Annotated in this window: 17 protein-coding genes and 1 riboswitch; of the genes, 8 read left to right on the top strand and 9 right to left on the bottom strand. The window is 69.3% G+C overall.

Translation table 11 applies throughout. The annotated features are described in order from the left end of the window. Positions 1 to 130: 130 nt before the first annotated feature. From OQ789_RS02690 to OQ789_RS02680, 3 genes are read right to left on the bottom strand one after another with little or no spacing between them, the layout of a single operon-like run. On the bottom strand, positions 131 to 409 hold the full coding sequence (locus OQ789_RS02690; RefSeq protein WP_420716021.1) for a DUF2537 domain-containing protein: 279 nt from the start codon (positions 407 to 409) through the stop codon (positions 131 to 133). 10 nt (positions 410 to 419) lie between these two features. Next, the gene (locus OQ789_RS02685; RefSeq protein ID WP_324683257.1) at positions 420 to 1,253 is read right to left on the bottom strand and encodes an RNA methyltransferase; all 834 of its coding nucleotides are present in this window, start codon (positions 1,251 to 1,253) and stop codon (positions 420 to 422) included. 21 nt (positions 1,254 to 1,274) lie between these two features. Next, entirely contained in the window at positions 1,275 to 1,706 is a 432-nt protein-coding gene (locus OQ789_RS02680; protein ID WP_324683255.1) for a MarR family transcriptional regulator, read from the bottom strand. A gap of 151 nt (positions 1,707 to 1,857) precedes the next feature. Here OQ789_RS02680 and OQ789_RS02675 point away from each other — a divergent pair, with 151 nt between their 5' ends. Both OQ789_RS02675 and OQ789_RS02670 read left to right on the top strand, forming a co-directional pair. After that, a complete protein-coding gene (locus OQ789_RS02675; RefSeq protein ID WP_324683373.1) occupies positions 1,858 to 2,133 on the top strand; it encodes a DUF2530 domain-containing protein in 276 nt (91 codons plus the stop codon). A gap of 20 nt (positions 2,134 to 2,153) precedes the next feature. Then, on the top strand, positions 2,154 to 2,609 hold the full coding sequence (locus OQ789_RS02670; protein ID WP_324683253.1) for an SRPBCC family protein: 456 nt from the start codon (positions 2,154 to 2,156) through the stop codon (positions 2,607 to 2,609). Here OQ789_RS02670 and OQ789_RS02665 read toward each other — a convergent pair. Next, the gene (locus tag OQ789_RS02665) at positions 2,606 to 3,556 is read right to left on the bottom strand and encodes a DUF3027 domain-containing protein (protein WP_324683252.1); all 951 of its coding nucleotides are present in this window, start codon (positions 3,554 to 3,556) and stop codon (positions 2,606 to 2,608) included. The two genes, OQ789_RS02670 and OQ789_RS02665, sit on opposite strands and share 4 nt — an antisense overlap. Before the next feature lie 112 nt (positions 3,557 to 3,668). Between OQ789_RS02665 and OQ789_RS02660 the strand changes: the two genes are divergently transcribed. Then, a complete protein-coding gene (locus OQ789_RS02660) occupies positions 3,669 to 5,318 on the top strand; it encodes an MFS transporter (RefSeq protein ID WP_324683251.1) in 1,650 nt (549 codons plus the stop codon). A gap of 20 nt (positions 5,319 to 5,338) precedes the next feature. After that, positions 5,339 to 5,815, top strand: coding sequence for a DUF2771 domain-containing protein (locus tag OQ789_RS02655; RefSeq protein WP_324683250.1), 477 nt, complete (start codon positions 5,339 to 5,341; stop codon positions 5,813 to 5,815). Between the two features lie 292 nt (positions 5,816 to 6,107). On the opposite strand, the gene OQ789_RS02650 is transcribed toward OQ789_RS02655, so the two are convergent. Both OQ789_RS02650 and OQ789_RS02645 read right to left on the bottom strand, forming a co-directional pair. Next, positions 6,108 to 7,112, bottom strand: coding sequence for a glutathione S-transferase family protein (locus OQ789_RS02650; RefSeq protein WP_324683249.1), 1,005 nt, complete (start codon positions 7,110 to 7,112; stop codon positions 6,108 to 6,110). Positions 7,113 to 7,177: 65 nt separating this feature from the next. After that, positions 7,178 to 7,585: a cold-shock protein gene (locus tag OQ789_RS02645; protein WP_324683247.1), complete on the bottom strand. Its 408-nt coding sequence runs from the start codon at positions 7,583 to 7,585 to the stop codon at positions 7,178 to 7,180. A gap of 166 nt (positions 7,586 to 7,751) precedes the next feature. On the opposite strand from OQ789_RS02645, the gene OQ789_RS02640 reads away from it, so the two are divergent. From OQ789_RS02640 to OQ789_RS02625, 4 genes are all read left to right on the top strand, one after another. Next, the gene (locus OQ789_RS02640; protein WP_324683246.1) at positions 7,752 to 8,159 is read left to right on the top strand and encodes a YccF domain-containing protein; all 408 of its coding nucleotides are present in this window, start codon (positions 7,752 to 7,754) and stop codon (positions 8,157 to 8,159) included. Beyond that, positions 8,156 to 9,235 (top strand): GTP 3',8-cyclase MoaA, encoded by a 1,080-nt coding sequence (moaA, locus tag OQ789_RS02635; protein WP_324683244.1) that lies wholly within the window; start codon positions 8,156 to 8,158, stop codon positions 9,233 to 9,235. The genes OQ789_RS02640 and moaA overlap by 4 nt, the downstream gene beginning before the upstream one ends. A 4-nt stretch (positions 9,236 to 9,239) precedes the next feature. Beyond that, complete coding sequence (locus OQ789_RS02630; RefSeq protein WP_324683372.1) at positions 9,240 to 9,518, top strand: MoaD/ThiS family protein; 279 nt, start codon at positions 9,240 to 9,242, stop codon at positions 9,516 to 9,518. A gap of 207 nt (positions 9,519 to 9,725) precedes the next feature. Further along, a riboswitch (cyclic di-AMP (ydaO/yuaA leader) is annotated at positions 9,726 to 9,940 on the top strand. Positions 9,941 to 9,953: 13 nt separating this feature from the next. Continuing rightward, a complete protein-coding gene (locus OQ789_RS02625; RefSeq protein ID WP_324683243.1) occupies positions 9,954 to 10,805 on the top strand; it encodes a transglycosylase family protein in 852 nt (283 codons plus the stop codon). A 99-nt stretch (positions 10,806 to 10,904) separates the two neighbouring features. Here OQ789_RS02625 and OQ789_RS02620 read toward each other — a convergent pair whose 3' ends face one another. Genes OQ789_RS02620 through moaC form a run of 3 tightly spaced genes read right to left on the bottom strand, consistent with a single transcriptional unit; the run spans position 10,905 to position 12,336 of the window. Continuing rightward, on the bottom strand, positions 10,905 to 11,330 hold the full coding sequence (locus OQ789_RS02620) for a molybdenum cofactor biosynthesis protein MoaE (protein ID WP_324683241.1): 426 nt from the start codon (positions 11,328 to 11,330) through the stop codon (positions 10,905 to 10,907). Beyond that, positions 11,327 to 11,809, bottom strand: a complete 483-nt coding sequence (locus OQ789_RS02615) for a MogA/MoaB family molybdenum cofactor biosynthesis protein (RefSeq protein WP_324683239.1) — start codon at positions 11,807 to 11,809, stop codon at positions 11,327 to 11,329. The genes OQ789_RS02620 and OQ789_RS02615 overlap by 4 nt, the downstream gene beginning before the upstream one ends. Then, positions 11,806 to 12,336, bottom strand: a complete 531-nt coding sequence (moaC, locus tag OQ789_RS02610; protein ID WP_324683238.1) for a cyclic pyranopterin monophosphate synthase MoaC — start codon at positions 12,334 to 12,336, stop codon at positions 11,806 to 11,808. The genes OQ789_RS02615 and moaC overlap by 4 nt, the downstream gene beginning before the upstream one ends.

The raw sequence follows: 12,336 nt of genomic DNA, 5'->3' as shown, positions 1-12,336 counted from the left end.
CCGCGCTCGCGATCACCACTAAACCCCATGGTGGCGACCCGCTTCACCCGGCTACGCCGCGCTCGCGATCACCACTAAACCCCATGGTGGCGACCCGCTTCACCCGGCTACGCCGCGCTCGCGATCACCACTAGAGCCGACCTGCGCCCAGCACGGCCAGCAGCACCGCCCACCCCACCGGAACGCCCACCGCCGCGCCCAGCACGAACCACCGCAGCACCGGGGTGCGCCGCCACCCCCACAGGGTCGGCGCCAGTCCCCCGGCGGCCACGGCATTGAGCCCGACGGCCAGCAGGGCGTTCACCCGAACCAGCCCCAGACTGAGCACCACGATCGCAGCGGCGGTGACCACCGCGACGAACCCGGTGACCGTCAAACCCGTTCCCCAGGGCACGGACTCGTCCCTCATCAGCCGGAGCTTAGTCTGACTGTCCATCGCCACCTCTCGTCGTCGAGCGGGCCCGCTCGTAGAACGCCAGCGCCGCCGCCGTCGCGACGTTGAGCGAGTCGGTACCCCGCGACATCGGAATGCGCACCCGCACATCGCTGCACCGCAGGGCGGCCGGCGTCAGCCCCGGCCCCTCGGCGCCCACCAGCACCGCGACGCGTTCGTCGCGTACCGCCGTCATCGCCTCCGGCAGGGCGCACGCGGTGGCTTGCGGCGTCATCGCCATCAGGCGAAAATCCTTGTCCTGCAATATTTTTAGATCAGCAGGCCAACAGGTCGCGCGCGCATACGGCACCAGCAGCGCGTGACCCATCGACACCCGCACCGCCCGGCGGTACAGCGGGTCGGCACACCCGCTGCCGAACACCACCGCGTCGACGCCCAGCCCCGCTGCGTTGCGGAAGATCGAACCCAGGTTCTCGTGATCGTTGACCCCTTCGAGCACCGCGACAGTGCGGGCCTGTGCAATCACCTCGGCGACGCCGGGCTCGGCCACCCGTCGGGCGGCTGCCAGCACCCCTCGGTTGAGGTGAAAGCCGACCACTCGAGCCATGACGTCGGCGGAGGTCCGGTAACAGGGCACGGTGCGATCGGTCAGGTCATCTTCGAGCTCGGTGAGCCGCCGTTCGGTGCCCAGCAGCGCATGCGGGCCGAAGCGCGACGCGAGCATGCGCTGCACCACCAGCACGCCCTCGGCGATCACCAGACCCTTGCCGGACGGCAGATCGGGACGACGGTCGACGCTGTTCAGGTCGCGGAAATCGTCGAGCCTCGGATCGTCGGGGTCGTCAACGTCGATGATCATTGAGGGCTTCGGCGGTGTGGTTCAAGGGCCTTCGTCGACCAGGGCCAGCATCAGATCGGCCGCGTTGCGCAGCGTGTCGCGTTGTTCGCTTTCCAGCGTCGCGAGCCGCTTGGCCAGCCACTCCTGGCGGGCGCGCCGGTTGGCCTTGACCAACTCGGCCCCGGACTCGGAGACCGAGACGAGCACCTGCCGGCCATCGACCGGGTGCGGCGTGCGGTCCACCAGCCCCATCTCGGCCAGCGACGCGATCACCCGGGTCATCGACGGCGGACGGACCCGTTCGCGAATCGCCAGGGCGCCGGGTGTCATCGGGCCTTCGTTGCACAGCATCGCCAGCGCCGATAGCTGGGACAACGACACCGGCGACGACGGGTTGCGGAACCGCAGTTGGCGGGCCAGCCGCATAACAGCCAGTGACAGGTCGCTGGCCAGCCGCGCATCGCTGTCAGGCATGGCGCGAGGTTACACGGAAGCCTCGGAAACCGAGATACGAACCGGCCATCCGGCCGCGCGTCCCGCGTTGCTCAGCGGTTCTCGCACATCCGTTTCGGCACGCGGGCGCCCCGCCCACGCAGATCGGTCACGGGTTATGTTGATCGCGATGATGTCTACCGAACCCGGTCGCAACCCCACCGCGCCGCCGCTGCCGGCCCCGCTGCTGCGCGTGTGGCCGTTCATCGCGCTCGGTGCGTTGGGTTGGCTGATCGCGGTGGCCGTCGCCTTCCTGGTGCCCGCCCTGCAGACCTGGCGTCCGGTGGCCCTGGCCGGCCTGGCCGTCGGGGTGCTCGGCACGAGCATCTTCCTGCTGCAGCTCGCCGCGGCCCGACGCGGTGCGCGCGGCGCACAGGCCGGGCTGGAAAACTTCCTCGACCGCCCGTAATTCGCCAACCAGGAGGAGCGATGGTAGCCCCGCTTTTGCAAGCGCACGTCGACATCGACGCACCGCCGTCCACCGTGTGGGGATTGGTTTTCGATTTGCGGCGCATGCCGCAGTGGAGTCCGCAGTGCCGGTGGATGAAGCCCTTCGGCCCGGTGCGTCAGGGCACCCGGACCCTCAATTTCAACCGCCGCAAACGGCTGTTCTGGCCGACCACGTGCACGGTCGTCGAGATCGTCCCCGATCGCAAGCTGGCGTTCCGCGTCGACACCAACCACACCGTCTGGAGCTACGAGCTCGAGCCCAGCGGCGAGGGGACCCGGCTGATCGAGAGCCGGAACGCCGAAAACGGCGTCACCGCATTTTCGAACCTCTCGGTCAATGCGCTCCTCGGCGGGACCACCAACTTCGAACACGAATTGCTCGACGGCATGAACGCCACGCTGGCGCGCCTCAAGGCCGCCGCCGAAAACGGCTAGTCGGGAGTCTGAGACTGCCCGGTGCCCGGCGCTTCGGCCACGGGCCCGGCTTCGGCCACTGACGTTTCGGCCTGCGGCTCGGGCTCAGGCTGTTCGGGCCCCGCTTCTGCCACCTCCGGGACGTCCGGGGGCGGCGCGACCGGCGCCTGGGTGACGTCCAGCACGCCGTCATCGTAGGGCTCATAGACCGGCGACCCGGTGCCCCCCGGGGCCGGAGTGTCCGAGTGGGCCCCGCAGCCATACAGCTTGTCGACGACGTGCCCGTCGGCCGACAATTCGTTGCCGCACACCCCGAACAGCGCGCCCAGGGAACCCGACAGCGGCAAGAAGAAACCACAATCGCGGCATACCCGCTTGGTAGACCGCGCCATCGGCGAGTCGGGGCCGTAATCGCCGGTGCGCCAGCGCTCCGCCGCCTCCGCGCGGCCCTCGGCGCTCATCACCCACCGCCGGCCCAGCCCGATCTCCGCGGCCGTCTCGTCAACCTGGGGGTCCCCGCTGGCGGTGTGGCCGGGCACCAGCCGGGGATCGTCGGCGGCGGGCGCCAGCAGGTCGCCGGGGCTCAGATCCCCGGGCTGCACCCGTTGGTCCCACGGCACCCAGTCCGGCGCCAGCAATGCCGTCGGCCCCGGCACGAGCACCACCTCGCTGACGGTGGCGTGATCGGCGCCGCGATAGGCGGCCACCACGACCGCCCACTGCCACCCTTGGTAGCCGGGCAGGTGCGCCAGGAACCGGTGGGTGGCGGTGTTCGCGTCTTCGTAGCCGACGCCGAGGTAGTCGCCGACCATTTCCGGCGCGCTGAACTCCACGACGGCGCCCCTGGCCTGGTCCACCGCGCCGGTGAGCACCGCCGCCAATCCCTCGGACCACTCGCCCACGGGCGCCATGGCGTGTTCCACGGGGGGCTCCTCGACGGGTTGGGTCACACTGTCTTGTGTCTGCATTGCGTTTCCAATACTAGGTCGACGAGCCACGCCTCGTTACCTGCGCACGCGTGCACTCGGCATAGGGGAGAATCGGGGCGTGTCTGGACGGCGGCAAAACGATCCGCGCCGGGTGGCCCCTCAGCCAGGCCGCCGGCCCCGCAACCGCGCCGCCTCCCAGCATCCGGGCGCGGCGAACTATCCCACCGGTGCCGCCGCCGACCGGCGCACCCGCGGACCGTCGCCGATGCCCAGCGCCAACCGCTACCTACCCCCGCTGGGCCACCAGCCGGAGCCCGAACGCGGCCATGACGAGCCGTCCCGTGGCCCGGCCGCCGGAGAGCGGATCACCGTCACCCGCGCCGCGGCGCTGCGCAGCCGCGAGATGGGCTCGCGGATGTACTGGATGGTGCAGCGCGCCGCGACCGCCGACGGCGCCGACAAGTCCGGCCTGACGGCGCTGACGTGGCCCGTGGTGGCCAACTTCGCGGTAGACGCCGCGATGGCCGTCGCGCTGGCCAACACGTTGTTCTTCGCCGCGGCCACCGGCGAGAGCAAGGGCCGGGTCGCGCTGTACCTATTGATCACCATCGCGCCGTTCGCGGTGATCGCACCGCTGATCGGGCCGGCGCTGGACCGGCTGCAGCACGGCCGCCGCGTCGCCCTGGCCGCGTCGTTCGCCCTTCGCACCGGGCTGGCCGTGCTGCTGGTCATGAACTACGACGGCGCCAGTGGCAGTTTCCCGTCATGGGTGCTCTATCCGTGCGCGCTCGCGATGATGGTGTTCTCGAAGTCGTTCAGTGTGCTGCGCAGCGCGGTGACACCGCGGGTGATGCCGCCGACCATCGACCTGGTGCGGGTGAACGCCCGGCTGACCATGTTCGGTCTGCTGGGCGGCACCATCGTCGGCGGCGCGATCGCCGGCGGCGTCGAGTTCGTCTGCACCCACCTGTTCAAGCTGCCCGGGGCGCTGTTGGTGGTGATCGCGGTGACCATCGCCGGTGCCCTCCTGTCCATGCGGATCCCCCGCTGGGTCGAGGTGACCGCCGGTGAGGTTCCCGCCACCTTGAGCTATCGCCAGGACAGCGAACCGCTGCGGCGCCGCTGGCACCGGGAGGTCAGCGGGGCGCTGCGACAACCGTTGGGCCGCAACATCATCACCTCGCTGTGGGGTAACTGCACCATCAAGGTCATGGTGGGCTTTCTGTTCCTGTACCCCGCGTTCGTCGCCAAGGCCCATCAGGCCAGTGGCTGGGCCCAGGTCGCGATGCTCGGGGTGATCGGCGCCGCCGCCGGGATCGGCAATTTCGTCGGCAACTTCACCAGTGCGCGCCTGAAGCTGGGTCGGCCGGCCGCGCTGGTGGTGCGCTGCACCGTGGCGGTGAGCGCCGCTGCACTGGCCGCCGCGGTGGCCGGCAACCTGATGCTGGCCGTGATCGCCACGCTGGTCACCTCGGGTTCCAGTGCCATCGCGAAGGCGTCGCTGGACGCGTCGCTGCAGAACGACCTGCCGGAGGAATCCCGCGCATCGGGTTTCGGACGGTCGGAGTCGACCCTGCAGTTGGCCTGGGTCCTCGGCGGCGCGCTGGGGGTGTTGGTGTACACCGAACTGTGGGTCGGTTTCACCGCGGTCACCGCGCTGCTTATTTTGGGCTTGGCGCAGACCCTGGTCAGCTTCCGCGGCAACTCACTGATTCCCGGCCTGGGAGGAAACAGGCCGATCATGGTCGAGCAGGAGGGCAGGCGCCGTGGCGTCGGCGCGCCGGCGGTGGTTGCCGAGTGAAACCTGCAAGCAAGCGAGGCATGGCCGTGCTGGTGGCCTGTCTGGTGGCTGTGCTCTGCGTCGGCGCCGGCCTCGGAACGTGGTTGCTGGTGGGCCGCTCCGCGCCGAGGCGCCCCGAGATCAGCGTGTACTCGCACGGCCACCTGACCCGGGTGGGGCCGTACCTGTACTGCAACGTGCTCAACCTCGAAGACTGCGACACGCCGCAGCAGCAGGGCGATCTGAAGGTCAGCGAGCGTTACCCGATTCAGCTTTCGGTGCCCGACGCCATCTACCGGGCACCCTGGCGGCTGCTGCAGGTATACGACGACCCGACCAACACGACCAGCACCATCTTCCGGCCGGCCACCCGCTTCGCCGTGACGATCCCGTCGGTCGACCCGCATCGCGGGCATCTGGCCGGAATCGTGGTGCAGTTGCTGACTTTGGCGGTCGACCCCGCGGGCGAGCTGCGCGACGTGCCACACGCGGAATGGTCGGTGCGGCTGAACTTTTGACGGGCGGCGGCGTATCTTCGGCCAACGTCGACAAGTTGCGGCCAATCGCCGCGATTCCACGACACGACTCGACGTTCGGGCAGACATGTCGGTGCCGACCGGCACCGTGTCGGCATGCAAAGCCAGAACTGGCCACTTTGAGGCACCGACGCGCTAGCGGCCGGAGTCATTACGCGGCATAGGTTGCGGACCAACATGATTCATCGCAACGTCTACATCCGTATGACGGGCTGCGCACTGTTGGGCCGAAACGACGAGATTTTATCTCACAACCCGACGGTGGGCACCAGTTTCACGCGCCGTGGTCGGCCGGGACACGCTCACTGTCGATGGGTAGACCCGGTGGCGTCCCGTCGCCGAACGGCCTACCGCCCAATGCTTCTCGACCATGCGGCGCCAGCCAGCCGGCCAGGTCCGGGCCCTTGGGCACGATCCGGGTGGGATTGATGTCGGCGTGCACGATGTAGTAGTGCTGCTTGATCTGGACGAAGTCGACGGTGTCGCCGAATCCCGGCGTCTGGAACAGGTCTCGCGCGTAGGACCACAACACTGGCATCTCACTCAGCTTGCTCCGATTGCACTTGAAGTGCCCGTGGTAGACGGGATCGAAGCGGGCCAACGTGGTGAACAACCGCACGTCGGCTTCGGTGATGGTGTCGCCCACCAGGTATCGCTGAGTGCCCAGCCGCTCGCTCACCCAATCCAACGCGGTGAACAACCGATCGTAGGCCGCTTCATAAGCCTGTTGCGAACCGGCGAAGCCGCACCGGTACACGCCGTTGTTGATCTCGGTGTAGACCCTCTTGCTCACCTCGTCAATCTCGGGACGCAGCCGCTCCGGGTACAGCTCGGGTGCGCCGTCGCGGTGGTATGCCGTCCACTCCGTGGAAAGGTCCAGGGTCATCTGCGCGAAGTCGTTGGTGACCACCTCGCCGCTTCCGACGTCGACGATCGCGGGGACCGTGATGCCTTTGGGGTAGTCCGGAAATCGCTTGAAGTAGGCGTCCTGCAGGCGCGGAATCTTCAGCACCGGGTCGACGCCGCCCGGGTCGAGGTCGAATGTCCAACTGCGCTTGTCATGGGTGGGGCCGCAAAAGCCAATGGAGAGAGCATTTTCCAGGCCGAGCAGGCGACGCACGATGATCGCGCGGTTCGCCCAAGGACATGCCCGGGCGACGATCAGCCGGTATCGCCCCGGCTCGACCGGATAACCATCACGCCCGTCGGCGGTGACGCGGGTGGTGATGTAGTTGGTGTCGCGGGTGAATTCGCCTGCCTGAGCAACATAGGAAGCCATGTCTTCCATAGTCGCTCAACTTCGGATCCCTGCCGAACGACAGTTCGCGCGGCCGCGCCGAGGCGTCAGGCGTCGAGTTCGCGGGCGACCGCCCTGACCACCTCGGAAACCCGGCGGGCCGTCTTGCGGTCCGGGTAACGCCCCTTGCGCAACTCGGGCTGCACGGTGCTTTCCAGCAGCGTGATCATGTCTTCGACCATGCCGTGCAACTCGTCCGGGTTGTGCTTGTGCTCGGCGGGCGCCTCGCGGCGCGGCTTGGTCAGGCTGGGCGGCGGCTCGATCAGCTTGAGGCTGAGCGCCTGCGGTCCGCGGCGCCCGGAGGCGATGCCGAACTCCACACGCTGGCCCGCCTTGAGGCCCTCGACGCCCTCGGGCAACGCCGACGAGCGAACGTATACGTCTTCGCCGTCCTCTTGCGACAGGAAGCCGAAGCCCTTGTCAGCGTCGTACCACTTAACCTTGCCCGTCGGCACTGGTCTCACCTGCTTGTCTAACGATTCACGAGAAATTGGCATCACAATAAGCGTCCCGCCTGCGCAGGACGCCATATTGAGGAGACCGATCCTACTCGGACGCCCGCGTGACGAGCACCCCCGTTATCGGGGACTCGGTACGCTCGGTATTACCCGCGGAGGAGATATGCGCCTGATCCTGAACGTCATCTGGCTAGTCTTCGGCGGCCTGTGGATGGCCGTCGGATACCTGGCTGCGGCGCTCCTCAGCTTCGTACTCATCATCACGATTCCGTTCGGCTTCGCGTCGCTGCGCATCGCCTCCTACGCGCTGTGGCCGTTCGGCCGCACGATCGTGGACAAGCCGACCGCCGGATCCGGCGCCCTCGTCGGAAACGTCATCTGGGTGGTGCTCTTCGGCGTGTGGCTGGCGATCGGTCACCTGGTCAGCGCCGTGGCGATGGCGCTCACGATCGTTGGCATCCCGTTGGCGCTGGCCAACCTGAAGCTGATCCCGGTGTCGTTGATGCCGCTGGGCAAGCAGATCGTGCCGGTCGGCCCGCCGACGCAGCAGGCACCGCAGGTGGCCGCATGACCCTCACGACGCTGGGCGTCCCGTCGGTGCCGAGCCGCGACGGCCGGGCGGCTCCCGAGGCCGCGCCCACCACCGGCCCGCTGGTGGACACCTATGGGCGAGTCGCCACCGACCTGCGCGTCTCGCTGACCGACCGCTGCAACCTGCGTTGCAGCTATTGCATGCCGGCGGAGGGCCTGGACTGGCTGCCCGGTGAGCAACTGCTGAGCGCCGACGAGCTGGGCAGGCTGACGCGCATCGCGGTCACCCGGCTGGGCGTGACCAGCGTGCGGTTCACGGGCGGCGAACCCCTGCTGGCACCTCACCTCGAACAGGTGGTCGCCACTGCCGCCTCGCTGCGGCCCCGCCCGGAAATCTCGATGACCACCAACGGCATCGGGCTGGCGCACCGCGCCGCCGGGCTGGCGGCCGCAGGCCTGGACCGGGTCAACGTCTCACTGGACAGCGTGGATCGCCGGCATTTCGCGGCCATCACCCGCCGCGACCGGCTCGCTGACGTACTGGACGGCCTGGCCGCCGCCCACCGGGCCGGTCTGACGCCGGTGAAGGTCAACGCGGTGCTGGACCCCGCCACCGGCCGCCGGGACGTGGTCGAGCTGCTGCGGTTCTGTCTCGAACACGGCTACCAGCTGCGCGTCATCGAGCAGATGCCGCTGGATGCCGGGCACCAATGGCGACGGGACGCCACGCTGGGCGCCGATGACGTCCTGGCGGCGCTGCGCCCGCACTTTCGGCTGCGGCCCGACGCTGCGCCGCGCGGGTCGGCGCCCGCCGAGCTCTGGCTGGTCGACACCGGCCCGGACACGCCATGCGGCACGTTCGGCGTCATCGCCTCGGTTTCGCACGCTTTCTGCGGAGCGTGTGACCGCACCCGATTGACGGCGGACGGCCAGATCCGCAGCTGCCTGTTCGCCAAGCAGGAGACCGACCTGCGCGGGCTGTTGCGCAGCGGCGCGCCCGACGACGCGATCGAGGCGGCATGGCGCGCCGCGATGTGGGGCAAGCCGGCCGGTCACGGCATCAACGACCCCAACTTCATCCAGCCCGACCGCCCGATGAGCGCGATCGGTGGCTAGTCCCATGGGCCGAACCCCCGTTCAAGCCGACGGCATCCAGGTGACGGTGCGCTATTTCGCGGCCGCCCAGGCGGCCGCGGGCGTCGAATCGGAGGCCATGGTGGTGCCGCCCGGCGCCACAATGGCCGAGCTGGTCGCTCGGCTCGCCGTTCGGGGGTCCCGCCTGGCCACCGTTTTGACCCGGTGCTCCTACCTGCGCGACGGGATCGCCGTCCGCGACGAGACCGCGGCGTTGCAATCCGGTGACACGATTGATGTCCTGCCACCCTTTTCCGGCGGCTAAAACTGTGAAATACGTCACGTAACGGAACGATAACGGTGCGGTCACGCTCCCATATCGCGTCGGATGACCTGCACAAACACCTTGCCGTCCTGCGCTTTTCGCAGGTCGCTGCGAGGGAAACGCCAGGTTTCGCTGGACGTGACGAGACCAACAGAAACCGTTAACGTCTCCGAAGGCTCGCCAGCCTTCCCGATTGGCGGACCTCCCCTCCCTATCGCGCCGAGCTCCATCCAATAGGCGAGGGGCCTCCGAACCACATGGATGGAGACGGGGGACCCACCGGTCCACCGTGATCGGATCGGGGCCGCTCGCGGCTCCTAGGGGTGAAGCCGGCACCGTCTCCCACGACGGCCCCGCCGGCCGGGTGGCCTCTCCAACCCGAACCCGACAGCTGACCTCGCAGGCGCGTGACGAGAGAGGAATACATCGGCGCGTATGAGTGGACGTCACCGTAAGCCCAGCAGTTCGAACATCAGCGTCGCCAAGATCGCCGTCACCGGCGCCGTTCTTGGTGGCGGCAGCATCGCCCTGGCCGCCCAGGCGGCCGCGGCCACCGACGGCGAATGGGATCAGGTAGCCCGTTGCGAATCCGGCGGCAACTGGGGCATCAACACCGGCAACGGCTACCACGGTGGCGTGCAGTTCAGCGCGAGCACCTGGGCCTCACACGGCGGCGGCCAGTACGCCCCGTCGGCCGAACTCGCCACCAAGGAACAGCAGATCGCCGTCGCCGAGCGGGTGCTCGCCACCCAGGGTCGTGGCGCCTGGCCCGTCTGCGGCGGCCCCCTGTCGGCACCGAGCCAGCGCGACGTGCCCGCGCCGGCCGCCCTGGACGCACCCGGCGTCAGCGGCGCCCCGGCCCCGCTGGCCCCGCCCGCCGACGCGCCCCCGCCGGACGCCCCTCCGCCGCCCGCCCCCGTGCAGCTGGCCGGATGGGACCGGTCGGCACCCCCGGACGCTCCGCCGCCTCCGGCGGATCTGCCGCCGGCTCCCCCGGCTGACGCCCCTCCCCCCGCCGACGCTCCCGCCCCTGCGGACGCTCCGCCCCCGGCGGACGTTCCGCCGCCCGCCGACGTTCCGCCGCCCGCCGACGCGATGCCGCCGGCGCCGCCCGCGGACGCACCGCCCGCCCCGGACAACGACTTCCACGGCTTCGTCCCGGCCGGCATGCCGCAGCACGTTTCTGACGCCGGCTACACCCAGCAGCTCTGGGACGCGATCCGCGCCCAGGACGTGCACGGAAACGACGCGCTGGACGCCCTGGCTCAGCCGTCGCCCAACGCCTGACACCGCCCGACTCCCCGACACGGCCCGAAAACCCTCCTCTTCGGGGCGTGTCGGGGCATGTACGGGGCGTTTACGGCGCACGCCGGCGTGCTCGGCGCGTCAGGCCGAGCCCACCCACTCGTCGCTTCCGTCGGCGAAGAATTGGTGCTTCCACACCGGCAGCCGCGCCTTGATGGTGTCCACCAGCTGCGCACAGGTGGCGAACGCCGCCTGTCGGTGATCGGCCGCGACCGCCGCCACCAGCGCCGCATCTCCTATACACAGCGCGCCGATCCGGTGGCTGGCTGCGACGGCACGCACCCCGCTGGTCTGGCCGGCCACCTCGGCCACCACCTCGGCGATCACCTGATCGGCCGACGGGTGCGCGGAGTACTCCAGCCGCACCACCCGCCGTCCGCCGTCGTGGTCGCGGATCATCCCGACGAATCCGACGACGGCCCCGGCCGATTGATGGCCCACCAACTCTTCATGCTCGGCCAGCGAAATCGGGAGCTCGGTCATGGCTGCGCGCACAACGAGCGTCATCGCTGGTGATCGTTGCCGGCGAGCTGATCGAGGGCGTGATCCAGCACGTCGGCGAGCACACCCAGGCCATCGCGCACTCCCGCGGGAGAACCCGGCAGGTTGACGATCAGCGTCTGGCCGGCGACACCGCACACGCCACGCGACAGCACCGACGTCGGCACCTTCGGCAGGCCCGACTGGCGGATCGCTTCGGCCAGCCCGGGGATCATGTAGTCGACGACGGCCACGGTTTGGTCCGGGGTGGCGTCACTGGGCGAGATGCCGGTGCCACCGGAGGTGATGATGACGTCGACCGCGGCGTCGATCGCCGTGCGCAGTGCGTCGCCGACCGGCGACCCGTCCGCAACAACCTCCGGCTGCCCGGCCGAAAAGCCCCGCTCTGCCAGCCAATCGGCGATGATCGGGCCGCATCGGTCGTCGTAGACGCCCGACGACGCGCGGGTCGAGGCGATGATGACTCGGGCTGAACGGGGGCTCATGGGCGCGCCCACCTTCCGGTTTTGCCGCCTTCCTTGCGCAGCACTCGAATGTCGTCGATTCGTGCGGCCGGATCCACCGCCTTGATCATGTCGTAGAGCGTTAGGCCCGCGATGCTGACGGCCGTCAGCGCTTCCATCTCCACGCCCGTGCGGTCGGTGCTTCGCACCGTTGCGATGATCTCGACCTCAGACTCCCCCACGGTGAAGTCGATGTCGACCCCTGTGAGAGCGAGTTGATGACACAGCGGGATGAGTTCGCTGGTGCGCTTCGCGGCCTGGATGCCAGCGATCCGCGCGGTGGCCAGGGCATCGCCCTTAGGCAGGCCGCCGGTCGATATCAGCGCCAGCACCTGCGCTGACGTGCGCAGCAGGCCCGTGGCGACCGCGGTCCGCTTGGTGGCAACCTTCTCGCTGACATCGACCATGTGGGCCGCGCCGTCATAGTCCACGTGTGACAGGGCGCCCGAGCCGGAGCCTTCCGACGCCCAGCTCGCGGGGGCTTTGGAGTCCTCAGAGGCCCTTGCCAT

The organism is Mycobacterium sp. 94-17 (genome assembly GCF_035617725.1).
Lineage (GTDB): Bacteria > Actinomycetota > Actinomycetes > Mycobacteriales > Mycobacteriaceae > Mycobacterium.
The sequence above is the reverse complement of the archived record's forward strand: the minus strand, read 5'-3'. Positions and strand labels throughout refer to the sequence as shown.